The 23,548-nt window shown below is 60.5% G+C and carries 23 protein-coding genes and 2 pseudogenes; 8 read left to right on the top strand and 17 right to left on the bottom strand.

Annotated features, from left to right (window positions below; translation table 11 throughout):
* Positions 1 to 28 precede the first annotated feature (28 nt).
* From H9529_RS19425 to H9529_RS19410, 4 genes are all read left to right on the top strand, one after another.
* The gene (locus H9529_RS19425) at positions 29 to 1,531 is read left to right on the top strand and encodes an ABC transporter substrate-binding protein (RefSeq protein ID WP_092888836.1); all 1,503 of its coding nucleotides are present in this window, start codon (positions 29 to 31) and stop codon (positions 1,529 to 1,531) included.
* 69 nt (positions 1,532 to 1,600) lie between these two features.
* A complete protein-coding gene (locus H9529_RS19420; RefSeq protein ID WP_092888839.1) occupies positions 1,601 to 2,515 on the top strand; it encodes an ABC transporter permease in 915 nt (304 codons plus the stop codon).
* 8 nt (positions 2,516 to 2,523) lie between these two features.
* Positions 2,524 to 3,438: an ABC transporter permease gene (locus H9529_RS19415; protein WP_176847068.1), complete on the top strand. Its 915-nt coding sequence runs from the start codon at positions 2,524 to 2,526 to the stop codon at positions 3,436 to 3,438.
* Positions 3,431 to 5,053: an ABC transporter ATP-binding protein gene (locus tag H9529_RS19410; RefSeq protein WP_092888845.1), complete on the top strand. Its 1,623-nt coding sequence runs from the start codon at positions 3,431 to 3,433 to the stop codon at positions 5,051 to 5,053. Before H9529_RS19415 ends, H9529_RS19410 begins: the two co-directional genes overlap by 8 nt.
* 97 nt (positions 5,054 to 5,150) lie before the next feature.
* On the opposite strand, the gene H9529_RS19405 is transcribed toward H9529_RS19410, so the two are convergent.
* The 9 genes and pseudogenes from H9529_RS19405 to H9529_RS19365 form a co-directional block, all read right to left on the bottom strand.
* Entirely contained in the window at positions 5,151 to 6,116 is a 966-nt protein-coding gene (locus H9529_RS19405; RefSeq protein ID WP_092888848.1) for a calcium/sodium antiporter, read from the bottom strand.
* A 328-nt stretch (positions 6,117 to 6,444) separates the two neighbouring features.
* Positions 6,445 to 6,690 (bottom strand): annotated as a pseudogene (locus H9529_RS19400) (arsenical-resistance protein); the annotation flags it as partial.
* The gene (gene arsJ, locus H9529_RS19395) at positions 6,687 to 7,961 is read right to left on the bottom strand and encodes an organoarsenical effux MFS transporter ArsJ (protein ID WP_092888851.1); all 1,275 of its coding nucleotides are present in this window, start codon (positions 7,959 to 7,961) and stop codon (positions 6,687 to 6,689) included. The pseudogene H9529_RS19400 and the gene arsJ, both read right to left, overlap by 4 nt.
* Positions 7,958 to 8,956 (bottom strand): ArsJ-associated glyceraldehyde-3-phosphate dehydrogenase, encoded by a 999-nt coding sequence (locus H9529_RS19390; RefSeq protein WP_092888854.1) that lies wholly within the window; start codon positions 8,954 to 8,956, stop codon positions 7,958 to 7,960. The genes arsJ and H9529_RS19390 overlap by 4 nt, the downstream gene beginning before the upstream one ends.
* A complete protein-coding gene (locus tag H9529_RS19385) occupies positions 8,953 to 9,798 on the bottom strand; it encodes an arsenate reductase/protein-tyrosine-phosphatase family protein (RefSeq protein WP_092888857.1) in 846 nt (281 codons plus the stop codon). The genes H9529_RS19390 and H9529_RS19385 overlap by 4 nt, the downstream gene beginning before the upstream one ends.
* Before the next feature lie 305 nt (positions 9,799 to 10,103).
* Entirely contained in the window at positions 10,104 to 10,538 is a 435-nt protein-coding gene (locus H9529_RS19380; protein WP_092888860.1) for a hypothetical protein, read from the bottom strand.
* A 27-nt stretch (positions 10,539 to 10,565) separates the two neighbouring features.
* Positions 10,566 to 10,670: a DUF2474 family protein gene (locus tag H9529_RS19375; RefSeq protein WP_092888863.1), complete on the bottom strand. Its 105-nt coding sequence runs from the start codon at positions 10,668 to 10,670 to the stop codon at positions 10,566 to 10,568.
* On the bottom strand, positions 10,670 to 11,674 hold the full coding sequence (gene cydB / locus H9529_RS19370; RefSeq protein ID WP_092888866.1) for a cytochrome d ubiquinol oxidase subunit II: 1,005 nt from the start codon (positions 11,672 to 11,674) through the stop codon (positions 10,670 to 10,672). Before cydB ends, H9529_RS19375 begins: the two co-directional genes overlap by 1 nt.
* 5 nt (positions 11,675 to 11,679) lie before the next feature.
* Complete coding sequence (locus H9529_RS19365; RefSeq protein WP_092888869.1) at positions 11,680 to 13,089, bottom strand: cytochrome ubiquinol oxidase subunit I; 1,410 nt, start codon at positions 13,087 to 13,089, stop codon at positions 11,680 to 11,682.
* A 109-nt stretch (positions 13,090 to 13,198) separates the two neighbouring features.
* On the opposite strand from H9529_RS19365, the gene H9529_RS19360 reads away from it, so the two are divergent.
* Together H9529_RS19360 and H9529_RS19355 are read left to right on the top strand one after the other, a co-directional pair.
* Entirely contained in the window at positions 13,199 to 13,684 is a 486-nt protein-coding gene (locus tag H9529_RS19360; RefSeq protein ID WP_092888872.1) for an RrF2 family transcriptional regulator, read from the top strand.
* Positions 13,677 to 14,312, top strand: coding sequence for a class I SAM-dependent methyltransferase (locus tag H9529_RS19355; RefSeq protein WP_092888874.1), 636 nt, complete (start codon positions 13,677 to 13,679; stop codon positions 14,310 to 14,312). Before H9529_RS19360 ends, H9529_RS19355 begins: the two co-directional genes overlap by 8 nt.
* On the opposite strand, the gene H9529_RS19350 is transcribed toward H9529_RS19355, so the two are convergent.
* Complete coding sequence (locus tag H9529_RS19350) at positions 14,313 to 15,221, bottom strand: hydrogen peroxide-inducible genes activator (RefSeq protein ID WP_092888877.1); 909 nt, start codon at positions 15,219 to 15,221, stop codon at positions 14,313 to 14,315.
* Positions 15,222 to 15,334: 113 nt separating this feature from the next.
* Here H9529_RS19350 and H9529_RS19345 point away from each other — a divergent pair, with 113 nt between their 5' ends.
* A complete protein-coding gene (locus tag H9529_RS19345; RefSeq protein WP_092888880.1) occupies positions 15,335 to 15,985 on the top strand; it encodes a peroxiredoxin in 651 nt (216 codons plus the stop codon).
* A 60-nt stretch (positions 15,986 to 16,045) separates the two neighbouring features.
* Positions 16,046 to 16,918, top strand: a complete 873-nt coding sequence (locus H9529_RS19340) for an MBL fold metallo-hydrolase (protein WP_092888883.1) — start codon at positions 16,046 to 16,048, stop codon at positions 16,916 to 16,918.
* A 196-nt stretch (positions 16,919 to 17,114) separates the two neighbouring features.
* On the opposite strand, the pseudogene H9529_RS21450 reads toward H9529_RS19340, so the two are convergent.
* The 7 genes and pseudogenes from H9529_RS21450 to H9529_RS19305 all read right to left on the bottom strand — a co-directional run bounded on the left by H9529_RS21450 (position 17,115) and on the right by H9529_RS19305 (position 23,288).
* Positions 17,115 to 17,729: pseudogene (locus H9529_RS21450) on the bottom strand (IS6 family transposase).
* 192 nt (positions 17,730 to 17,921) lie between these two features.
* Complete coding sequence (locus tag H9529_RS19330) at positions 17,922 to 19,268, bottom strand: class II aldolase/adducin family protein (RefSeq protein WP_092889223.1); 1,347 nt, start codon at positions 19,266 to 19,268, stop codon at positions 17,922 to 17,924.
* An 80-nt stretch (positions 19,269 to 19,348) separates the two neighbouring features.
* Positions 19,349 to 19,669 (bottom strand): antibiotic biosynthesis monooxygenase, encoded by a 321-nt coding sequence (locus tag H9529_RS19325; RefSeq protein ID WP_092888886.1) that lies wholly within the window; start codon positions 19,667 to 19,669, stop codon positions 19,349 to 19,351.
* A 6-nt stretch (positions 19,670 to 19,675) separates the two neighbouring features.
* Positions 19,676 to 20,167 carry an RbsD/FucU domain-containing protein gene (locus H9529_RS19320; RefSeq protein WP_092888889.1) on the bottom strand — a complete coding sequence of 164 codons (492 nt, stop codon included), beginning with the start codon at positions 20,165 to 20,167 and terminating at the stop codon, positions 19,676 to 19,678.
* A gap of 31 nt (positions 20,168 to 20,198) precedes the next feature.
* Positions 20,199 to 20,924 (bottom strand): ATP-binding cassette domain-containing protein, encoded by a 726-nt coding sequence (locus H9529_RS19315; protein WP_092888891.1) that lies wholly within the window; start codon positions 20,922 to 20,924, stop codon positions 20,199 to 20,201.
* Positions 20,925 to 21,008: 84 nt separating this feature from the next.
* Positions 21,009 to 22,145, bottom strand: a complete 1,137-nt coding sequence (locus tag H9529_RS19310; protein ID WP_092888894.1) for a substrate-binding domain-containing protein — start codon at positions 22,143 to 22,145, stop codon at positions 21,009 to 21,011.
* 132 nt (positions 22,146 to 22,277) lie between these two features.
* On the bottom strand, positions 22,278 to 23,288 hold the full coding sequence (locus H9529_RS19305; protein WP_176847070.1) for an ABC transporter permease: 1,011 nt from the start codon (positions 23,286 to 23,288) through the stop codon (positions 22,278 to 22,280).
* Positions 23,289 to 23,548 lie beyond the last annotated feature (260 nt).

Here is a 23,548-nt window from a genome sequence, read left to right as displayed (position 1 = left end):
CGCGACATTGGATCCCAGGGAGGGTAGAATGAAACGAGGAAAGTATCTGGCGGCAACGCTGCTCGCCGCTGCCGCCATGGCCGGACCGGCGATGGCGCAAGACAGCGAAGTTACCATTGTGCTCAGCGAAGAGCTGGACCTGATCGACCCCTGCATGGCAACACGCTCGAACATCGGGCGGGTCGTGCTCCAAAACATCTCGGAAACGCTGACGGAACTTGATGTGCGCGGCGATGGCGGCGTCATGCCCCGACTGGCCGAAAGCTGGGAGCTGGTTGACGAAAACACCTGGCGCTTCATGCTGCGCGATGGCGTGACATTCTCGGACGGGACAGCCTTTGACGCAGGCGATGTGGTGCATTCATTCGAGCGCACGCAATCCGATGCCAACAGCTGCGAGATTTCGCGCTATTATGAAGGCATCGACATGCAGCTTACTGCAGTGGATGACCTGACACTAGACATCCGCACCGACCCTGCACAGCCCATCATGCCTTTGCTGATGACGTTGTTGACGATTGTGCCGTCGGAAACCAGCATGGAATTCACCCGTGACCCAATCGGCACGGGCCCCTACCAGCTGACCGAATGGAATGTCGGGCAAAGCATCCGGCTGGAACGCCGCGACGATTACTGGGGCGAAGCGTCCGACGTCAGCGCTGCAACCTATGTATTCCGCTCAGAGCCTTCGGTGCGGGCCGCTATGGTTCAGACCGGCGAGGCGCATATCGCACCTTCAATCTCGGCCCTGGAAGCGACAAACCCGGCAACCGACTTCTCGTATCCGAACTCTGAAACCACCTATCTGCGTATCGACCAGATGACAGCGCCTTTTGGCGATGTCCGGGTGCGGCAAGCGTTGAACATGGCCATCGACCGCGAAGCGTTCATCGGGACGATCTTGCCGGACGGGTCCATCCCCGCCGTTGCGGTGGTACCACCCACCACACTGGGCTGGAACGGCGACCTGACGACCGTCGATTATGATCCCGAAGGGGCACGCGCGCTGCTGGCCGAAGCCAAAGCCGATGGCGTTGCGGTAGACACCGAATTCATGGTCGTCGGACGCATCGGCAACTTCCCCGGCGCAACCGAACTCTATGAAGCGATCACCGCCATGCTGACCGAAGCCGGTTTCAACGCAAAGCTGCAAATGGTCGAGGTGGCCGAGCACGAGCAATTCTACTCGCGCCCCTACGTCGAAGGCACGCCCTACCTGATCGGCGCGCAACACGACAACTCGCGCGGCGATCCGGTGTTTTCGATGTATTTCAAATACCATTCGGAAGGTCGGCAATCAGGGGTCTATGATGAGCGTGTTGATGCGCTGATCGATCAGGCCACCGCAGCCACCGGCGATGAACGCGAAGCTCTTTGGTCCGAACTCTTCGCGCTGTTGCATGATGAGATCGTGTCTGATGTGCTGCTGTTCCATATGGTCGGGTTTGCCCGTGTCAGCGAAAGCATCAGCTTTACCCCGACAATCGCCACAAACAGCTCGCTGCAGCTGTCCGAAATTGGGTTGGAGTGATCGTCTAGCACCCATCGTGCTGCGCAAGGGGCATCCTTTGCGCAGCACGCATAACTGGCGGAGGAACGCATGAAACAACAGATCGGACAACGGGCTCTGACCAGCCTGATTTCGCTTTTGGGGCTGGTCGTCCTTGTCTTTTTTCTGTCCCGCTTGACGGGGGACCCGGCAGCGCTGTTTCTGCCGGTCGATGCCTCCGAAGAAATGCGGCAGAACTTTCGCGCGCTTCACGGGCTGAACGACCCTATTGTGGTGCAGTTCGGCAATTACATGGCCGATCTGGCACGCGGCGATTTCGGTGAAAGCCTGCGACGCGCCCGCCCCGCACTCGACATTGTGCTGGAAGCCTTCGTCTGGACCTTGCAACTTGCCCTGATCACCATGTCACTGGTTGCAGTCGCCGCCATCTTTGTAGGCTCCGTCGCCGCCTTCACCGTCGGCAGCAAGTTCGACCGTTTCGCCTCATTGCTCAGCCTTGTCGGCGCATCCGCACCTGATTTCTGGGTCGCGATATTGGCGATTGTGCTGTTTTCGCTGCAACTTGGATGGCTGCCCACATCCGGCACCGGCACGATATGGCATTGGATCATGCCGGTCGCGGTGCTGTTCATCCGCCCTTTCGGGTTGATCTTGCAGGTGGTCCGGGGGTCGATGCTCAGCGCGCTGGGGTCGCCCTATGTCAAAACGGCGCGCGCCAAGGGGGTAAAGAGCAAGAGCATCATTTTCGTTCATACCCTGCGCAACGGCATGTTGCCCGTCATCACCGTGATGGGCGATCAGGCCGCCGCCCTGTTGAACGGCGCAGTTGTGGTTGAATCCATCTTCGGTTTCCCCGGCGTCGGCAAACTTATGATCGACGCCATTCTGCAGCGCGATTTCAATGTGATCCTTGCCGCCATCATGGTCACCGCCCTTGCGATATTCATCATGAATCTGTTGATCGACCTATCCTATGCGCTGCTTGACCCCCGCATCCGGAAGTGAAGGCCCTTATGACTGAGTTATCGACACAGCACCGCCCGGTTCGGTCAAAGTCACATCGCATGCTGGCGTTGCTTTGGGCCGACAAATTTGCCTTCACCGCCGCCGGCTTTCTTTGCCTGATGATCCTGTGCGCGCTGTTCGGGCCGATGCTGCTGGCCGATGCGGCAAGTGGTCAGAACCTGCGCGCCCGCAACAGCGTACCGTTCACGCTGGATCGTGGCTGGCTCTATATCCTTGGCGGCGACGCACTGGGGCGTCCGCTCCTGGCGCGCATCGTGGTCGCCGCGCAGAACACCTTGATGATCGCGGCCGGTGCAGTTGTCTGTTCACTGGCGATCGGCACGTTTCTGGGGCTTCTGGCGGGCTATGCCGGGCGCATCTGGGCAGAGGTCATCTTGCGGCTGGCCGATGTGATCATGTCGTTCCCCTCGTTGCTGCTGGCCGTCATCGTCTTGTATATTCTGGAACCATCGGTCGCCAACCTTGTCCTTGTACTGGCGATCACCCGTATCCCGGTGTATCTGCGGACCACCCGCGCCGAGGTGCTGGAAGTGCGTGAACGCATGTTCGTTCAGGCCGCGCAGGTCATGGGCGCGTCGCGCAGGCGGATCATCTTCAAACATATCCTGCCCGTTACGCTGCCCACGCTGATCACCATCGCCACGCTTGATTTCGCCTTTGTCATGCTGGCCGAAAGCGCGCTGTCGTTCCTGGGCATCGGCATTCAGCCCCCTGAAATCACATGGGGCCTGATGGTCAGTCAGGGGCGGGCTTACCTGACCTCGGCATGGTGGCTGGCTTTCTGGCCGGGGCTTGCGATCATCCTCACAACCATGTCGCTGAACCTGCTGTCATCATGGATGCGCGTCGCCCTCGACCCCACCCAACGCTGGCGCCTGGAAATGGAGAAGCGCAATGCCTGAGCATCTTCTGGAAGTGTGCAACCTGTCAGTGCGCTTTCATACCGCGCAAGGTCCGGTACAGGCCGTCGACAACGTGTCATGGCATCTGGACCGGGGCGAAACGCTTGCCATTCTGGGCGAATCCGGTTCGGGGAAATCCGTATCCTCTGCGGCCATCATGAACCTGATCGACTGCCCCCCCGGCGAAATCACCCAAGGGGAAATCTGGTTCGATGGTCAGGATCTGCTGACCTTGTCCAACGAACGCCGCCGCGCGCTCAATGGAAAGCGGATCGCCATGATCTTTCAGGACCCGTTGAGCCACTTCAACCCGGTCTATACCGTCGGGTGGCAGATCGCCGAATCCATGACCGCACATGACCGACCCGCATCCGAGGCATGGGCACGCGCGCATGACCTCGTGAAACGCGTGGGCATCCCCGAGCCGGACCAGGCGCTGCGGAAATATCCCCACCAGTTTTCGGGTGGCCAGCGTCAGCGTTTGATGATTGCCATGGCGCTGGCGCTCAAGCCCGATGTACTGATCGCCGATGAACCAACCACCGCGCTGGATGTAACAGTGCAGGCCGAAGTTCTGACCCTGCTGGAAGACCTGCAAGCCGAAACCGGCATGGGTTTGGTTCTGATCACGCATGATCTGGGTGTGGTGGCCGACGTGGCCGACCGGGTGGTGGTGATGGAGAAGGGCAAGATCGTCGAAAGCGGCACGCCGCACGCCATCTATCACACCCCCGGCCATCCCTACACCCGTAAGCTGGTCGCAGCTGCGCCCGGCAAAGGCGCACTGCGCCAGCCAAGTACCGCCAGCGAACCGCTCCTGTCGTGTCGTGACCTCGCCAAATCCTACGGGGGTTTTGATGCGCTGAAAGGGATCAGTTTTGACCTGATGAAAGGCGAAACACTGGCCATCGTGGGCGAAAGCGGGTCGGGCAAATCCACGGTCGCCCGCCTTGTGCTGCGGCTGGAAGACGCCACGCACGGTCAGGTATTGTGGAAAGGCGACAACCTTCTGACCATGTCGCGCCGCGACATGACGGGCCTGCGCCGCCAGATGCAGATGGTGTTTCAGGACCCCACACAATCGTTGAATCCGCGCATGTCAGTGCATGAACTGGTGTCCGAAGCATGGGCTATTCACCCCGGCATCGTGGAACGCCGCCACTGGCGCGACCGGGTGGTGGCGCTGCTCGAACAGGTCGGCCTGACCGCCGACCACGCCACGCGCTTTCCCCACCAGTTTTCCGGCGGACAACGCCAGCGCATCGCCATTGCGCGCGCCCTCGCGCTCAACCCGGAAATGATCATCTGTGATGAGGCCGTATCAGCGCTCGACGTGTCGATTCAGGCGCAGGTCATCGACCTTTTGGGCGAATTGCGCGACCGGCTGGGCCTGTCCTTCATCTTCATCGCGCATGATCTGCCCGTTGTGCGCGACTTTGCCGACCGGGTTCTGGTGATGCAGGCGGGCCACATCGTCGAGCAGGGCAAAACCCAGGACATCTTCAACGCCCCATCGATGCCCTACACCCAACGCTTGCTGGCAGCGGGGCTGGACCCCGACCCGGATGTCCAGGCAGAACGGCGCGCAGCACGGCTGTTGCTGGCAAATTCCTAACGACAAAACGGAAGTGCTCCGCGTATCGCGCACCCTGGCATGGCAGGGTGCGGGTCCGGGCCATTCAGGCCACATGTACCCAGCACCCTCACGCTGGTTAGAACAGCAAGGCCAGGGTGTCCCAATACTGGAACAGCGTGAATGCCGCATATCCCGCAACCATGACGCCGCCCGCGACCCGCCCAATGCGGCCAAAGGCCAACAAGATAAACGCGAATGCCGCTGTCACCACAACCAACACCGGTAGATCAATCTGCGCAAAGCGCGGCTCGATGATCAGCGGGCGCACCATCGCGCTGATCGCCATCACCGAAAAGATGTTGAAGATGTTCGATCCGACAATCCCCCCGACAATCATCTCTGACTGACCTTTACGCGCAGCCGCCACACAGGCCGTCAGCTCGGGCAGCGACGTCCCCAGCGCAATCAGGGTCATCCCGATCACCGCTTCAGGGACGCCAAGTGCGAGCCCTCCCGCGACGGCACCCTGCACAAGCACCTCTGACCCGATAAGCAACGTGCCGATCCCCAGCAGAACAAAAAGGTAGGGGTTCGGCCCCCCCTGCCCGTCCGGCTCCTCATAAACGTCAATCTTGCTCGATCTGTATTGATAGAGGATGTAGCCGATGATGCACACCAGCATTCCAAGACCGCCCCAGACGGGCAGAATACCCGCCACCACCGCGACCGACATCATGATCGTCGCGGCGATCATCACCAGAGTGTCAACCCGAACCTCTTTTCGATCCACAACGATCGGGGCCATCAACGCCGCAACCCCCAGGACCAACAGCACATTGGCGATGTTGGACCCCATGACATTGCCGACCGAGATGCCCGGAAACCCTGTCAGGTTGGCATTGATCGACGTGAACAACTCGGGCGCGGATGTGCCGAAGGCGACAATCGTGGCTGCGATGAACAGCTTTGAAAGCCCCGAGCGCTCGGCGATGGCCACCGCCGAATCCACCGTCCAGTCGCCCCCTTTGATCAACAGCCAGATGCCAAAGGCAATGGCCCCAAGGGCGATGACGGTAAGCTGATAAAGCGGCAGACTATGCATGGCGCCCTCCCCCGGTCACGAAGGACCCGAACCCGCTGTTCAACAAAACGGGTGGTAGAACGCGCCATAGATGACAAACGACGGACTGGCCCGGCGCAACATGGTGCCAAGCCTTCCAATGGAAGAGCACTGCTTCAGACATGATGAAGTTGGTTCCAGACGGCTGGAAATAATTCGGTGTCCGACATCACGAAAGCGCCGCCACTTCCGCCAGAGGGGCCCGGCCACCAGTTTCGATGACCGTGAAGCAAGCACTTCAAGCCAACAGCTTCAGCTTATTTGCGATACCGCGACAAAGCAAGGCCCACCAAAGCTGGGTAGTGTCTCAATTGACGGAGAGCGGGAAGGCAAGGCCTTTTGGCTGCTGTACCACATCCCGCAGGCTCCCCGGGTCGTCACCGGCCATCATTGGGTAGACAATCGCCCAGATCAGGACCGCGACCACCAGGTTGACGCTCGCCACCTCTGCGGCGGCGACCGCCTCGACCAACACAGGCGCCAAAGTGCCGACAGCGATACCGGCCAGCATAGCCAAGCCAACCCAGTCGGTCAGGTAGCGCTCGATCAGGCTCATGCCGGTGTGACCTCCGGGCGCTCAGGGCTGAGCCGGCCAGAGGCCAGCGCCGAGATCGCGACCATCACGGTGGCCGTTCCCAGCATCAGCGCCAGCCCACCCACCTGGTAGGTGAGGCCCGACAGCACGGTACCAAGGAGGCGCCCGCCAGCGTTCGCCATGTAGTAGAAGCCGACATCCATCGTCACGCGCTCGGCCTTGGTGAAGGCGAGGATCAGGTAGGAATGCAGCGCGGAATTCACAGCGAAGACCGCGCCAAAGGCGAGGAGACCCGCCACCAACGTGACCGTCAGCCATGGCTGCGGCTCGGCGGAGACAAGCGCCGCCGCCGTCAGTGCCGCCGGGATCGCGGCCAGCGTCCAGGCCCAGCCACGCGCTTTGCCGACAAGATCCCGCTCAGGCGTCGTGGACGCACGCAGGAGTGTCGGAGCCGAAGCCTGCACAGCACCATAGAGGATGATCCAGAGCGCCATGAATGTGCCGATCATGAAGAAGGCGGCGCGGTTGCCCTCTTCCGTGCCGTCGGACAGCACGGCGTAGAAGTAGATCGGAATACCGACGACGAACCACACGTCCCGCGCGCCGAAGAGGAATACCCGCGCCGCCGAAAGCCAGTTGACGTTCGCCGACTTCGAGAAGACTTCAGAGAATTTCGCGCCCTTGCGGCCCTTGGGCAGCCCCGGCGGCATGGCGATCAGGACAGCGACAAGGATGACGGAAAGGACCGCCGCCATCGCCAACACTGCGGAGGCAAAGCCCACAGTGGCCAGCAGCGCCGCGCCGAGCAGGAAGCCCAAACCCTTCACGGCATTCTTCGATCCTGTCAGGATCGCGACCCAGCGGAACAGCCCACCGTTTCCGGTCGGCGCGAGGATCTTCACGGCCGACTTGGAGGACATCTTGGCGAGGTCCTTGGCTACCCCACTGGCCCCCTGTACCACCATGACAAAGGCGACTGAGGTCGTAATCGCCCATTCGGGATGAAGTTGCGCCAGCGCGATCAGCGCCGCGACCTGTAGCCCGAGGCCCGCATAGAGCGTCGACGTCAGCCCGAAGCGCGCCGCGATCCAGCCCGCGGACAGGTTCGTGACCATCCCCGCGATCTCGTAAAGCACAAAAAGATAGGCGAGTTGAACCGGCGTGAAGCCGAGTGTGTGAAAGTGCAATAGCACCAGCATCCGCAGCGCGCCGTCTGTGAGCATGAAGGCCCAGTAGGATGCCGTGACGGCGATGTAGGCCGAGAGACCCTCGGGGCGCGCCCGGTCGGTCACAGCGAGGCCCCGACCATCAGAGCCACGTCGACGAGGCGGTGAGCATAGCCCATCTCGTTGTCATACCAGGCATAGACCTTCACCTGCGTACCGTTCACCACCATGGTGGAGGGCGCGTCTATGATGCTCGACCGTCTGTCGTTCGTGTAGTCTGCAGAGACCAATGGCCGCTCTTCATAGCCAAGGATCCCGGCGAGCGGCCCCTCGGCCGCGTTCTTGAAGAGCGCGTTCACTTCCTCTGCGGTCGTCGGCCGTTCCACCTCGAAGACGCAGTCGGTGATCGACGCGTTCAACAGCGGCACGCGCACGGCATGGCCGTTCAGACGGCCCTTCAGTTCGGGATAGATCAGTGTGATTGCCGTGGCAGATCCGGTGGTCGTCGGGATCAGCGAATTGAGCGCCGAACGGGCACGGCGCAGGTCCTTCGCAGGGCGGTCAACGATGGTCTGTGTGTTCGTGGCATCGTGGATCGTGGTGATCGAGCCGTGGCGAATGCCGATCGCCTCGTGGATAACCTTGACCACTGGCGCGAGGCAGTTCGTCGTGCAACTGGCCGCTGTGACAATCCGGTGCACAGCGGGATCGTAGATGTTGTGGTTCACCCCGTAGACGATGTTCGCTGCGCCGCCGTCGTTCACCGGCGCTGATACCACCACCTTCTTCACGCCTGCTTCGAAATAGGGCGCGAGCTTCGCTTCCGTCTTGAACACACCCGTGCAATCGATGACCACGTCCACACCGTCGAGGGGAAGTGCCGAAAGATCCCGCGTGCCGATGAAGGGCAGCCGCGTACCGTCGATTGTCACACTCTGCGCATCATGCCCGAAAGTGGCATCCCACCGCCCGTGCACAGTGTCGAACTCCAGCAGATGTGCGTGCATGGCCGGATCGCCGACCGCATCGTTGATCCAGGCGATCTTGACACCGCGCGCGAGAAGCGGCTTCAGGGCAAGTTTGCCGATGCGGCCAAGGCCGTTCAATGCGTAAGTGGTCATGAAGACTCCTCCGAGGGTTTACGGCCGATGTCATCGATCCTCGACTGCAAAGCCAGACGGCTCAGGGATTCGAGGTTCAGCGCAGTGAAAAGATCGATCCTGTGCTTCAGTGCGCCATAGGCTTCCTGAAATGCCAGCGCCTTCCGGGCATCATTTCCCTCTGCCTTGACCGGATCAGGCATTCCCCAGTGGCCGGTGACGGGCTGATCTTCCCAGGCAGGGCACTCTTCGTTGGCCGCCTGATTGCAGACGGTGAACACGAAATCGAAATGCGGCGCGTCCGGGTCGGAAAATTCCGAGACGTCTTTGGACCGCAAGACCGAGATGTCGTGGCCCTTCTCCTTGAGAACATGAACGGCGAAGGGATTGAGCTGCGAACCCGGCCGCGTTCCGGCAGAGAAAGCGTTGAACCGGTCTCCCGCTTGTTTTCGAAGAATACTCTCGGCGAAAATCGACCGTGCGGAGTTACCCGTACAGATGAACAGGACGTTGTATTTGCGATCCGTCGTGGGATGGGTTCCCGATTTGGGTGACAGGGTGAGAGGGGCGCAGAGGTCCGGGCGCCCGCGGCAGCAGTCGAAGAGCAGGTAATCCAGTGTTCCCCTGACCTCGTCCATGTCGACAGAGTAGCGAAGCGATGTCCCCTCGCGTTCCTGCGTTACCAGGCCCGCCTGCATCAACGCAGAAAGATATGCCGACAGGGTCGATGCCTTGAGGCCGAGCGCATCTGCCAGTTCCCCAGCCGGCACCAGATCAGGAAAGCGCCGCATCAAAAGCCGAAACAACGCGAGTCGTTGTGGATGACCGAGAGTGGACAGACGAGAGGGAATCAGTGTTTCCATATTTCATGGATAACAGAAATACGGGATGCTTATAGTGAAGCTTTTGTGACGCCAGAGGACGTCATCTTGCGCAGTTCAGGTGCATACAAGATTTTCCTCCGCTGCACGCCTCTGCGCGATCGAAACATGAAGATGATGTGCCCACGGAAACAAAAAGGCACTAAAATATACTCAAATCGCTACTATCCATCACATAGGCGCTTGCTTAGCCGACACACGCCGCATCTTGTACCGGGCATCTTCATGATCGCCCGGTTTCACCATGCCACGTGCCCCGCATGAAACGCATGCAGGGCACCACTTTCTTAAAAGCTCATCACAACGCTGTTGTCGGCCAGCATAGCGCGGGCGGCGGCATCGGGTGCGGCGGGGGTCACACCGTCAAGCAGGACGGATGCATCAGCCCCCATGCCGGGCAGGTAGATCGCACAAACCTCGGCCGTTACGTTGTAGTCAGCCATCATCATCCGCATCAGACCTTGCGGGCTGGCATCGCGTGGCGGCTGGCCTGCGGTGGCGGTTTCGGGGGCATCTGCCAGACCGATATCACCGGCAGGCCCGCAAAGCAGGATCTGTGCCGTGGCACCTTGCTGGACCGCATTCAGCGTCAGCACCATGGCCATCAGCTGTGTCTGTGGTTCAGCTGCGGTCAGGATCGTGACGACATGGCGGCCTTCCTGCGCGGTAGCGGGCAGGGCCGCAGCAAAGGTCAGCGCGCAGGCTGTCAGTATCTTTTTCATGGAATTTTCCTTCAGTTGCGGTTGTCGTTAAAAGATGATCGCACGAATGATCAGCGCGACGATGGTCAGCGTGGCGACCCCGCCCAGCCATAATCCGGCGAACCATAGTGTTTTGCGCAGGGCGGGGGGCATCAGTGATAGCCTCCGGCAGGGTCGACCTTGCCGCGAAACACCCAATAGGCGTAGCCAGTGTAGGCAAGGATCATGGGCACCAGCACCAGCGCACCGGCCAGCAGAAACCACAGGCTTTCGTCAGGGGCTGCGACATCGCGGATCGTAAGTGAGGGCGGCACCATATAGGGATAGAAGCTGATCCCAAGTCCGATGAAGGACAGAACAAACAACGCCAGCGTTGCCAGAAATGGCCACGCATCGCGGTTTTCGCGCATCCCTTTGGCGAAAACGAAAGCGGCGACCAGAATGGCGGCAGGCACCAGCACCGTGAACAGCACGTTTGGAAAGCCAAACCAGCGGTCCAGATAACTCGGGTTCAGGAAGGGTGTGATCAGACTGACCAAGCCCACCAGCGCCAGCGTTGCCGCTCCCGTCCACACGGCCATGCGGCGCGCTACACGCCGCACGGGGCCGTCGGTTTTCATCACCAGCCAGGTTGCCCCCATCAGTGCATAGCCCGCCACCAGCGCTACGCCTGTCAGGATAGAAAACGGTGTCAGCCAATCCCAGTTCCCGCCTGCATAGGCGCGGCCTTCCACGGTGATCCCCTGCACCAGTGCACCAAGCGCGATCCCTTGGGCAAAGGCCGCCATAATGCTGCCGAAGGTGAACGAGATATCCCAAAGGAACTTGCCGCGCTTGGTGCGCCAGCGAAACTCGAATGCGACACCACGAAACACCAACGCCAGCAGCATCACGATGATCGGCACGTAAAGGGCAGGCATGACCACTGCATAGGCCAGCGGAAAGACTGCAAACAACCCCCCGCCGCCCAACACCAGCCAGGTCTCATTACCATCCCAGACCGGGGCGACCGCGTTCATGGCGAGGTCTTTGCTCTCCTCGCCGTGCATGAAGGGAAACAGGATACCCACGCCCAGGTCGAACCCGTCAAGGATGACATAGGCCAGCACGGCAAAGGCGATCAGCCCGGCCCAGATGAATGCAAGATCAAAGATCATGGTAATTACTCCGCCGGAATGAATTTGTCGTCGACCGCAGGCGCAGGTGTCACCCCTGCCGTGCGGATCGGGCCGATCGATTTGAGCGGGATGCGGTCTTCGAGCCGTTTGTTCATCAGGCGTAGGATGTAGAAGGTGCCCGCGCCGAACAGCAGGAAATAGACCACGATGAAGGCCACAAGCGAAGAGGCCACCGCCGCAACCTCGACCGGGGCGACGCTGTCATTGGTGGACAAGAGGCCATAGACGGTCCAGGGCTGACGGCCCACCTCTGTGGTGATCCAACCGGCCAGCACAGCGACAAAGCCGGTCGGCCCCATCGCAATCGCGGCGCGGTGCAGCCATTTGCGCTCGAACATCGTGCCCCGCATCCGCGCGACCAGTGCCCAGAGACCAAGGCCCAGCATGGCAAAGCCAAGCGCGACCATGACACGGAACGACCAGAACACAATGTCGACGGGCGGGCGTTCATCGACAGGGAAATCCTTCAAGCCCGGCAGCGGCGACGTCAGGTCATGGGTCAGGATCAGTGAGGACAGATAGGGGATCTGCACGGCGTAATCGACAGTTTCGGTTTCCGAATTGGGGATACCAAACAGGATCAACGGCGCGGCGCCTTCAGGATGGCTTTCAAAATGGCCTTCCATCGCGGCAATTTTGGCGGGCTGATATTCCAGCGTATTCAGCCCATGGAAATCGCCTGCGACGATCTGCAAAGGCGCGACGACGATCAGCATCGCCATCGCCATGGAAAACATCACCCGCGCACCTTGATCCATGCGGTCGCGCAGCAGATGCAGGCCACCAATCGCCCCCACAACCAACGCCGTGGTCAGATAGGCCGCCAGCACCATATGCACCAGCCGGTAAGGGAAGGACGGGTTGAACACGATGGCCCACCAGTCGACCGGTACAAACTGGCCAACTTCGTTGATCGCATGGCCCTGCGGCGTCTGCATCCAGCTATTGACCGACAGGATCCAGAAAGCCGACCCCAAAGTGCCGATGGCGACCATCAGTGTGGCAAAGAAATGCGCCCTCGGCCCGACCTTTTCACGGCCAAAAAGCATTACGCCCAGAAAGCCCGCTTCCAGGAAGAATGCGGACAGGACTTCATACCCCATCAGCGGGCCGACTACGGGACCAGCCTTGTCGGAAAACACCGACCAGTTGGTACCGAATTGATAGGACATCACGATGCCCGACACGACGCCCATGCCGAAAGCTACGGCAAAGATGGTTTTCCAATAGTTGAAAAGGCGCAGGTAAATATTCTTGCCCGTCCACAGATGCAGCCCGTTCAACACCGCCAGATAGCTGGCCAGTCCAATCGAAAACGCCGGGAAGATGATGTGGAACGATACCGTGAATGCGAACTGGATCCGCGCCAGCTCTATCGCGTCAAAGCCGAACATTGGGGGTGCCTTTCGGGTTGATATATTTCTGATGAATGAATAGGCTGTCACTTGCACATATTCAAGTTTCATTATGGGATGCGATGTCGCACCCATACCGGAGGCTAACTTGCGGCTGACAAGCTACACGAATTACGCCCTGCGCACCCTGCAGATGGCCGCGATCCGCGCGCCGCATCTGGTGCGGATCGACGAGGTGGCGCAGGCGCATCGGATCAACCGCGCGCATCTGACCAAGGTGGTGCATCAGCTGGCGCAGGCGGGCTATATTGAAACGGTACGTGGGCCCAAGGGCGGGTTGCGTCTGGCGCGTCCGGGGCCGGATATCATCGTGGGCGATGTCGTGCGCCTGACCGAAGGGCCGCTTGATCTGGTCGAATGCTTCAACCCCGAGATCAACACCTGCAAATTGCGGGGCATCTGCAAGTTATCCGTGGCGCTACATAAAGCGACAGCGGCTTTCATGGCAGTCCTTGATGATTTGACCGTTGCGGATATCGCCATGAACAGAGACGACTTGCTGGCGCGGCTCGGTCTGCCTGCCGTCGCTGTCGCAACGCCAGTTGCAGCCGTTTCGGTCAACACCGATGACTGATACGACAAGGCAGCGAAAATTCTGGAACCGTATTGCTGCGCGCTACGCTGCACGTCCTCTGAAAAACGTCGCCGCCTATGAGGCTATGCTGACCGACATCGCACGACGGCTACACCCTGATGACCGGGTGCTCGAACTGGGATGCGGCACAGGCGGCACAGCCATCCATCTTGCCCCTTGCGTGACGCAGTGGACTGCCTGTGACTTCTCGCCTGCGATGATCCGTATTGCACAGGCCAAACCGGCGGGGGGTAACCTCCGCTTCATTGTGGCCGATGTGATGCAAGCGCTGGAAACCGGTCCCTGTGACGTGGTTTGTGCCATCAACGTGCTGCATCTTGTCGATGACATGCCTGCGGTACTTGCACAAATTCACGCGCATTTACCGCCCGGTGGGCGCTTGATCATCAAGATCTGGTGCTTTGCCGATTTGAACTGGCGAATAAGGGTGGTTTTCAACACGCTGTCAGTTTTTGGCCTATTTCCCGCAACAAAGAAGCTGCGGCACGTCGACGTGAATGACGCCCTGCATCTTGCCGGTTTCGAGGTGGTCGCTGAAAAAGTCTTCGGTGATTATCCCCAGAACCTCTACTTTGTTTTGCGCAAACCTGCCATTCCTGCGCAGTGATCAGGTCGGCGTTGGGTGCATCGTGTCGCGCGCCCGCCGGAATATCGCCGCAATCTGGTGGAACCTGTCCGCATGCGGCGATGTCGCCCGCCATGCCAGCACGACACGGCGCGGGCAGGCGCCCGGCAGCGGCGTCAGCGCCAGGTCATGCCCCCGCGCGATCCCCGCATCGACGGCAAGCTGCGGCAAAAGGGTGATGCCCAACCCTTCCTCTACCATCGACATCAGCGTGGGCAGGCTGGTCGCGGCAAAGGCGTCCCCGGCAGGCGCGGCCATGTCGCGATAGGCCTGCAAGGCATGGCGCTGCAGGCAATGCCCTTTTTCCAGCAGCAACAGTTTGGATTCTGCCAGCTTGGCCCCTGTAACAGCCGGATCTTCGGCCAGAGCATGGCCAAGCGGGGTTGCCAGTTGGTACCCATCCTCGAACAACATCTCTGTCGCGATCGTACCAACAGGGTGCGGCAGCGCGATCAGGATCAGGTCGAGCCGCCCCGCGATCAGCCCCTCGACCAGTGTTTCGGTCAATTCCTCGCGCAGAAAGATATGCTGGTCCGGCCAGCGCTGGCGCAGCAAGGGAAGCGCGCGCGGCACCAGAAACGGCCCGATCGTCGGGATCGCGCCCAGCCGCAGATCACCGCGCACCTGTCCCGCATGTTCCTGCGCCAGCGTGGCGATATCGGCCACGTCGTTCAGCACGACACGGGCCCGGCGCACGATTTCTTCGCCCAGGCGTGTCATCATCACCGCCTGTTTGGACCGCTCGGCCAAGGGCACGCCCAGATGATCCTCCAACTCCTTGATCCCGCTCGACAGGGTGGGCTGGGTGACGTGGCACATCTCTGCCGCACGCGAAAAATTCAGCGTATCCGACAGGGCAACAAGAAAGCGAAGCTGGCGCAGGGTGGTCATGGCTGCCTTTTTAATAGATTTTCGCTATAACAACAAGTCAAACAATCAATTTCCTAAATATACCTCAGGCCACTATCTCTGCTGTATCGCAACCAGAACCCCAAGAGGACACCATGCTTGATACCGCAAACACTCCCGCCGGCCTGCCACGGATGAACGAACCCGCCCCCGATTTCACGGCGCTGACCACGCATGGCATGAAATCGCTGTCGGATTACAAGGGCAAATGGCTGATCCTGTTTTCGCATCCCGCGGATTTCACGCCCGTCTGCACGACGGAATTCATGGCCTTCGCCCGCCGCGCCGATGATTTCGCAGCCCTCAACACCGAACTGCTGGGATTGTCGATTGACAGTCACTACGCGCATATCGCCTGGGTCCGGTCGATCGAACACAGCTTTGGCGTCAAGATCGATTTCCCGATCATCGCCGATCTGGATATGAAGGTGGCCCAAGCCTATGGCATGATCCAGCCCGGTGCGTCTGACACCCAGGCCGTGCGCGCGACCTTCGTGATCGACCCCGAAGGCAATCTGCGCGCCATGGTGTATTACCCGATGACCAATGGCCGCTCGATTGATGAGTTTTACCGCTTGATCGTAGCGCTGCAGACTTCGGGCGAACACAAGGTCGCCACACCCGAAAACTGGGTGCCGGGCCAGCCGGTGATCGTGCCGACCCCGCAGACCACCCAAGCCGCCGATGCGCGGATGACCGAAGGGCTGGACACCGTCGATTGGTATTTCAGCACCAAGACCCTTTAATCTGAAGACAAAGAGCGCGTATCCGGTCCCACCGGATGCGCCATCAGACAAGGATACATCATGATACATCATCCCAAAGTCGCCTCGTTCTGGGACGAACCTACCGGAAGCTGGCAATACGTGGTGCACGATCCCGCCACGATGAAAGGCGCGGTCATCGACCCGGTCTGGAACTTCGATCCGCTGTCCGGCGCGACCCGCACCCGCGATGCACAGACATTGCTGGATTATGTTCGCGATACCGGAATCGATGTGGAATGGATACTGGATACCCACCCCCATGCCGACCACTTTTCCGCCGCTGTCTGGCTAAAGGAACAACTTGGCGCGAAAACCGCCATAGGCGAACATGTCGTCAAGGTGCAGGCCCTGTGGAAGGGCATCTACAACCTCGGGGATGATTTCCAGACCGATGGCAGCCAGTGGGACCATCTGTTCGCGGATGGCGACAGGTTCATGATCGGTGACATGCCGGTCAGGGTGATGTTCTCGCCGGGTCATACGATGGCGTCGATCACCTATGTCATGGGCGATGCGGCTTTTGTGCATGACACGCTGATGATGCCCGACAGCGGCACCAGCCGTGCGGATTTTCCGGGTGGGTCGTCAGCAGATCTCTATGATAGCCTGATGCGGATCATGGCGCTGCCCGATGACACACGGCTTTATGTCGGACATGATTATGCCCCTGACCGCGATGCCGCCTGCATGGCCACGGTCGCAGAGCATCGTGCAAACAACATCCACCTGTACGATGCGCCCGCTAAGGCCACATATCAGGCCCGCCGTGACAAGCGTGATGCAACTCTGCCCTTGCCCAGGCTGATGCTGGCTGCCTTGCAGATCAACATCCGCGGTGGCCGGGCGACGGCAGCCGAAGGGAACGGGCGCCGCTACCTGAAACTTCCGCTCGATTACTTCGAGCCGCGCTGAAAAGGGCGCGCCGGGCGCCTGGTCGCGCACTGGCACCGCAGCCAGGCGTTGCTTCAGAAAGGCTGCCTGATGCGTGAGTGCCTTTTCCCCTTCAGGTTCAGGCGACTCGGATGTGGATCTCTGCGGGCTGGCGCAAAATTCCCGGGACTGTTGCGTTAATCTGGATTGCTAACGATTGTATCGTGCGGCTTTGATTTCAGGCAGCCAAACCAACGAACGCGTGGACGAAGCTGATCTCGCCTCGGACGCCCGGCTCCCTCGTTTGTATGTGCCCGTTCTTGATCGGTCTGATTGTCTCCATCCCTAGGTATTTGATCCCACGGCTTGATGGTGCGATCCTTTCTGCGGCATGATCGCTCTCGACACGGTTGTTGAGATACTTACGGTCGATATGGGTGATATAGTCAAAGCGAGGGTCGGAACGATGGTTGATTTCGCGGATCACCTTTCGCTATGTCGGTGCCTTGTCTGTGCAAATTGATAAAGGACGGTGCAGCCGCACGCGTTCAATCGCCTTACTCAGAAAGGATTTTGCAGCTTTCGTATCGCGTCTGGCAGTGAGCCTGAAATCGACCAATTGACCGTTGGCATCAATTGCGCGGCTAAGATGACGCCCGGCCCTCCTGGACAGTTCCGGCCCGAACTTCTGCACCCATCGACAGACCGTCGAGCGATCAACATTCAACCCACGCTCCGCCAGCAGGTCCGTCACATCTTGATAGGACAGTGGGTAGCGAAGACATATCCGTACGGCACACAAGATGGCCAAGGCAGGAAACCGGTGGCGTTTGAACGGTTGCTTGGTCGACATATCAGCGATCCTTTCGCAACGATAATCCCCAACAGCCCTTCTTAATGCAACAGTCCCATGCCGAAAGTGCCCGGCAAACGTCCGCGCGTGAACCTGCCCGCAGTATCCAGCGTCAGCATTCGCGCGCCGATCGTCCGGCGCAGATGTCCCACTTTCTTCGGCGGATGTGTTGCTGCCAGGTGGGTGATCCGCCTATTTCTTCAGCTTGGCCTGTTCAAGCGACCAGTACTCCATCTCAAACAGCTCGGCCTGTGTCAGCGGCGCAAAGCGGCCTCGCGTTTCGGCGGCATGGATCACCCGCACCGTCTGCGCCGCGAGGTCGGCCACGATGCCCGCTTCGGCTTTGGTCTTGCCGATGCCGATCAGCCCAAGACTGCGCACATGGACAACGCGCGGCAGCGTATCCAGCATCACCTTCGGCTCGGTCGCCGATGCAGCACAGGTTTCAAAATACGCAATGTATTTCAGGGCATAGGCGTGCAAGGCGCGGTCGATATCGGCATCGGTTTCGGTGCCGTCCAGAAACAGCGGAAACGGTTTCAGCCGGATCACATGGTCCGGGGTCACGGTGCCCCGGTGGGCCGCCGCGCGCAGATCGTTGCGGGCCAGAAACGCCCGGATCGACGCGCCATCACGCGCGTCCAAAACCGCCCCGGCGGCAAAGGCAGGGCCTGCGGCCTGTACGCGGTCGCGCAGACGGTCCAGAAACGGGTCCGGGAACGCGCCCTCCAGCGGATGGTCGTCGCCGGGGTACAAGGTGACGCCGCGCTCTGCCAGATGCGTTTCGGCCAAGTTCACAAAGTCGATCATCCGGTCGTAACTTTCGCGCGCCGTCGCGCCAAAGGTGAACAACCCATGATTGACCAGCCACAGCCCTTCGCAGTCCGGGTGCGCCAGCGCGATCTGATCCGCCGCGATGGACAGGTCGTAGCCCGGCATCACATAGGGCACTACGGCCAGCCGGTCGCCGTAGAGCTCGCGGCAAATCGCGGCGGCATCGGGCTGGTTGACCAGTACCAAAACTGCGGTGGCATGGGAATGATCAACAAACTTCGCAGGCAGAAACCCGTGCAGCAGTGTTTCCAGCGACGGGTTGGGCGCGGAGGGGTCCAGCAGATTGGCGCGCAGCAGCGCCACCATGTCAGGATCGCTCAGCCGCCCTGCCCGCCCGCCGCTGCGGATCGCATCCAGATGCACCCCCGGCAGGCCCGGCCCCTCAATCGTGGCAAGGTCCCACCCGCTGCCCTTGACGTGTAGCACGTCGGCGAAAGTGCCGCCAGCTTCAGCCTCAGTGTTGGCAACAGCCGCGTCAGGCGCGCTGCCCTCGCGCGTACTGACGCCACCCGTCACAGCCCCGCCGGGCAGCCTGCGCCGGGTCTTGACCGAGGTATTGCCGCCGCCATGCAGCACTAGATCAGGATCGCCACCGATCAGCCGCGAGGTATAGATGCGCAGCGCAAGGTCGCGGTCGGCCGGATCACTGCCCGCCTGCTGTTGCCAGCTTGCAGCCTCGGAGTCGTTCCAGCAGTTTGGCGTCAGATGCGGTGTCAGGTTTTGGTTCAGCTTCGGCGCCAACTTCGGGGCTAGTTTCTGATCCAGATTTTCGCTCGGTTTCTGGGTCACGGTTTCAGCCCATCCCCGTCGGTCAGATCGGACATCACCAGCCGGTACAGGCTTTTGCTGCGTGCGCCGGTCATGATATCGTCCAGCAAGGCCACGGTTTCCCTATAGTGCGCGGTTTCGCGGTGCGCATCCAGCGCTGCCGCGTCGGTGAATATCTCGAATATCGAAAACCGTGTTTCGTCATCAGGATCTTGCAACACATCGAAACGCAGGTTGCCCGGTTCCGTCCGCGTGCCCTCAAAGTTGATCCGGAAGGCATCGAGGAAGTCCCCGATGCGATCCGGTTTCACATGGATATGAACCATTTGCACATACATCGCGGCCTACTCCACCCCGGTCATGCCGTGCTTGACGTTCAGCGCATGGCGCTCGGTCCAGCTGTCGGGCACAGTGCCGCCGGTGTTACCGAACCATTCCTGCACCGGGATTCCGGATACCAGCGCGACATTGCCCCAAGGCATCCAGGCACCGGTGCGCACGATGAACTTTGCGTTGCGGTAGCCGTCTTCATGGAACCATGCGTTGGGTTTCACCCCCGGCAGCGCATCGGGGAAGACGTCGGCTACGCCGTTCCACGCGTTGGGGTTGTTGGCTTTCGCATCGTCGATCATGTGATACGCCTCAACCCACATGTCCTGCCGGATGGCGCGCAGCACTGTCAGCAGGTCGGGCACCCCAGGGCATAGCGCCAGATCGATCACCCGGTCTTCATAGGCCATGGGATAGCCCGCATCGACGACCAGCATGATGTCGTCATGCCCCATTTCCGAGATTGCCCGGCCAAGCTTGACGTTCAGTATTCCTTTGCGCCGCATATCTTTTCCTTTTCAAGCGGTTTAGATCGGTTCAGGCATGTCCCTGAACGATGAGTGAGATAATTTCGTCTTGCGTGGTGGTGGCCATGTCGCGCACGCCCACCAGATTGCCCAGATGCAGGATCGCGACCCGGTCACAGACCTTGCGCACATGGCCCAGATCATGGCTGACCATCACGATCCCGATGCCGCTGTCGGCCAGATCGCGCACAATGCCCAGCACCTCGTCGCGCGCGCTGGGGCTCAAGGCCGATGTAGGTTCGTCCAGAATGATATAGCGGCTGCCAAAAGCCGTGGTGCGCGCCAGCGCTGATACCTGACGCTGCCCGCCCGAAAGATGCCCGGCAGGGGTGCGCACATCAAAAGGCCGTACCGAAAACCCGTTGACGATCTGCTGCGCCCGCACCCGCATCGCGCCGTATTTCAGAAATCCCAGCGCGTTGGTCATCTCGCGGCCCAGAAAGATATTGTGGACCACCGGCATGTCGTCAAACAATGCAAGGTCCTGATACAACATGGCGATGCCCGCCGCGCTGGCGTCGGAGGAATTGCGGAACACATGCGCCGCGCCGTCAACTTCGATGGTGCCCGCGTTGGGCGTGACCGCCCCGGCAAGCACCTTCATCAGCGTTGATTTCCCGGCGCCGTTGTCGCCCAGAAGCCCGATGACCTCGCCCGCCTCAACCGTCAAGTCAATGTTCTCGATCGCCCTGATCGCACCGTAGGATTTGGAAATACCGCGAAGAACTACGCTCATGTCATGTTTTCCGGATTGCAGATGATGTGTCTGGGAACGCGGGGGCCGTGGTCTGGCCCCCGCAAGGTGATTCCTGCGCAGCAATCAGCGGTCAAGCGCGCCCGAATAGCGGAAGGCGTAATCGGTTTCAGCGTCGATCGCTTCGGCCGACATGGTGTAATCAATCGGCTTGATCGTTGCGGCCAGGACCACCGGCACCTCTTCGCCTGCGGCATGCGCGCGGATCGCTTCGGCAACCGCCACGCCCCAGTCGTCGTTCACTCGGAAGGCCGTGACCTTCAGCCCGCCATCCTTGATCGACTTCAGCTCATCCGCGCCGCCGCCCCAGCCGTTGATGATCACATCATCCAGCTTGCCGCGTTCGGTTGCGGCGGCCAGAACGCCCAGTGCGACAGCCGTGTTGCCCGCGTGCAGCATGGTCAGATCGGGATGGCGGCTCAGCAGTGCCTGCCCGCCGCTGAACGCCAGTTCGCGGTCGCCGTTGGCCTCGAATTCATCGACCATGGTCATGTTGGAATTTTCCGTGACGCAATCGGCGAAATGGTCAGAACGCTGGCTGTCAATCAGCCCCGGAATATAGCGCACAAGGGCAAATGTCCCCTCACCGCCGGTCTCAGCGATGACCCAGCGGCACAGCGCTTCGGCACCGATTGTGTGGTCAAATCCCACATGCGTGATCGGCTGCCGCGCCGTGCCCAGCGTATCGACAAACGGGTTTACCACATTCATCACCAGTGTCGGCATGGCTTCGGACAGCCGGGCGATGTTGGATTTCTGCACCTGGTATTCCGACGGGCCGATCACGACATAATCGAAATCGCCGCCCAGTACCTGTTCAACCTGCACGCCCTGCCGGTCATGTTCATCGGGGCGGATCATGAATTCGGTGATCTCGAAGGGAATGCCCATTTCCTCCAGCCGCGCGCGGGTAGAGATGTTCAGCCGCGCCCATGCGTCGGATGTCTCAAGGCTGGGAAACATCAGCGCAATTTTCAGCGGCGCGTCAAACGTGCCCTCGGCAGGGACGGTATCCGCCCGGACGCGCGCCATGAAGTCCTCCATCTTCTGGCGCTCATCGGGCAGCATCTCATGCAGTTCGGGCAGCAGGAAATAGCCACGTTCCTGTGCGCCCTCCGGCACCTCTTGTGCGACCATGGGCAGCGACAGTGCCAGAAGCGCGGCGCTGGTGGTCAGCAGGCGTTTTATCGTGGTGGTATTCATTTCAGGTCTCCTCCCCTGTTTTTCTCTTGCAGTTGGTTGTTCTGCACCTGCGGCCCCGTTGCAGTCCTCAGGCCTGCAGCTGTCCCCCGCAGTGTTCCGTAGCAGTGTTTCGTGGTAGTAGCCCGTAACAGCTCACTCCTCCGTGCGGCTGTCGCGGCGTGAATAAAGCCCGATGGTGATCAGGATGACCGCGCCGGCGGCCACATGCTGCCAGAAAGCCTCAAAGCCCAGGATCACTACGGCATTGACGATGGTCGCCAGCAACCAGGCACCCAGCAACGTGCCGACGATGGAACCGCGCCCGCCAAACAGGTTGGTGCCGCCCACGATCACCGCCGCAATGGTGTTCAGCAAGATCGTCACCGCGCCTGACGCAACCACCGCATCCAGCCGTCCGGTCAGCATGATTCCGCCCAGCGAGGCGATGAACCCCATGAAAACATAAACCCCGATGCGATAGCGCAGCACACTGACCCCCAACCGCCGCGCCGCCGTCGGATTGCCGCCAACGGCATGCAGCCGCGCGCCGATCCGGTGATAGGCAAACACCAGATGCGCAATGATGATGACACTCATCCCGATCATTACCGGCACCGGAACACCCCAGACCCGGCCCCGGCCCAACCATGTGATCGCCTCGGGGAAGGCAAAGAACACGCCGCCGCCCGCATACACCAGCGCCAGACCGCGAAACATCAGTTCGGTCGACAGGGTAACGATGAAATCGGGCATCTTCAGCCGGGTGATCAGCACGCCGTTGATCAGCCCGCACAGCCCGCCGGTGCCAAAGCCGATCATCAGCGACAGCCACAGCGGCAGGCCAAAATCCTTCAGCGCGGCGGCAAAGGCAACGCTGGAAAGCGTCAGGATCGCGCCGATCGACAGGTCAATGCCCCGCGCGGTGATCACCGCGGTCATCCCCACCGCCAGCAACATAATCAGCGACGCATCAATCGAGATGGCGCGCAGATTGCCCGCCGAAAAGAACGACGGCGCAGCAAAGGCCATGACAACGCCGATGATAAGCAGCATCACCGCAGGGGCGGCCAGCGGCACCCGCGTGGGGCCAAAGATCGGCGGCATGCTGTTGCGCCAGTCCGCGACCTGGAGATCGCTGCGCTGCTGATCGGCGGAATCCGCCACTTTTTCCTGTACAAAGGTCAACAGTCTCTCCCCGGGCTAATTAGATCATTTATTCACTCTTAAAACATATGAACACATTCTTTGAGAAACCTGTCAAGCGTTTGATTCACCAATCCGTCCCCAGTTGCACAAAAATATGGCGGTCGACATACGCATGACCCGCGCATACGGGCGGCATCGCGGTACAAGCGCACGACGGTATCAAAGATCAGATTATGAAAGCAGCGTCTTGCCGCGTCCGCCACCGCCCCACGTATGCA

Origin of the sequence: Roseicitreum antarcticum, from assembly GCF_014681765.1 — a bacterium.
Classification (GTDB): Bacteria; Pseudomonadota; Alphaproteobacteria; order Rhodobacterales; family Rhodobacteraceae; genus Roseicitreum; species Roseicitreum antarcticum.
This window is presented reverse-complemented; position numbering and strand designations above follow the sequence as displayed.

Bases quoted from the DNA above. Each gene is read 5' to 3' on its own strand.
- H9529_RS19425 (WP_092888836.1), top strand. From the start codon at position 29: ATGAAACGAGGAAAGTATCTGGCGGCAACGCTGCTCGCCGCTGCCGCC.
- H9529_RS19420 (WP_092888839.1), top strand. From the start codon at position 1,601: ATGAAACAACAGATCGGACAACGGGCTCTGACCAGCCTGATTTCGCTT.
- H9529_RS19415 (WP_176847068.1), top strand. From the start codon at position 2,524: ATGACTGAGTTATCGACACAGCACCGCCCGGTTCGGTCAAAGTCACAT.
- H9529_RS19410 (WP_092888845.1), top strand. From the start codon at position 3,431: ATGCCTGAGCATCTTCTGGAAGTGTGCAACCTGTCAGTGCGCTTTCAT.
- H9529_RS19405 (WP_092888848.1), bottom strand. From the start codon at position 6,116: ATGCATAGTCTGCCGCTTTATCAGCTTACCGTCATCGCCCTTGGGGCC.
- H9529_RS19390 (WP_092888854.1), bottom strand. From the start codon at position 8,956: ATGACCACTTACGCATTGAACGGCCTTGGCCGCATCGGCAAACTTGCC.
- H9529_RS19385 (WP_092888857.1), bottom strand. From the start codon at position 9,798: ATGGAAACACTGATTCCCTCTCGTCTGTCCACTCTCGGTCATCCACAA.
- H9529_RS19380 (WP_092888860.1), bottom strand. From the start codon at position 10,538: ATGAAAAAGATACTGACAGCCTGCGCGCTGACCTTTGCTGCGGCCCTG.
- H9529_RS19375 (WP_092888863.1), bottom strand. From the start codon at position 10,670: ATGCCCCCCGCCCTGCGCAAAACACTATGGTTCGCCGGATTATGGCTG.
- cydB (WP_092888866.1), bottom strand. From the start codon at position 11,674: ATGATCTTTGATCTTGCATTCATCTGGGCCGGGCTGATCGCCTTTGCC.
- H9529_RS19365 (WP_092888869.1), bottom strand. From the start codon at position 13,089: ATGTTCGGCTTTGACGCGATAGAGCTGGCGCGGATCCAGTTCGCATTC.
- H9529_RS19355 (WP_092888874.1), top strand. From the start codon at position 13,677: ATGACTGATACGACAAGGCAGCGAAAATTCTGGAACCGTATTGCTGCG.
- H9529_RS19350 (WP_092888877.1), bottom strand. From the start codon at position 15,221: ATGACCACCCTGCGCCAGCTTCGCTTTCTTGTTGCCCTGTCGGATACG.
- H9529_RS19345 (WP_092888880.1), top strand. From the start codon at position 15,335: ATGCTTGATACCGCAAACACTCCCGCCGGCCTGCCACGGATGAACGAA.
- H9529_RS19340 (WP_092888883.1), top strand. From the start codon at position 16,046: ATGATACATCATCCCAAAGTCGCCTCGTTCTGGGACGAACCTACCGGA.
- H9529_RS19325 (WP_092888886.1), bottom strand. From the start codon at position 19,669: ATGTATGTGCAAATGGTTCATATCCATGTGAAACCGGATCGCATCGGG.
- H9529_RS19320 (WP_092888889.1), bottom strand. From the start codon at position 20,167: ATGCGGCGCAAAGGAATACTGAACGTCAAGCTTGGCCGGGCAATCTCG.
- H9529_RS19315 (WP_092888891.1), bottom strand. From the start codon at position 20,924: ATGAGCGTAGTTCTTCGCGGTATTTCCAAATCCTACGGTGCGATCAGG.
- H9529_RS19310 (WP_092888894.1), bottom strand. From the start codon at position 22,145: ATGAATACCACCACGATAAAACGCCTGCTGACCACCAGCGCCGCGCTT.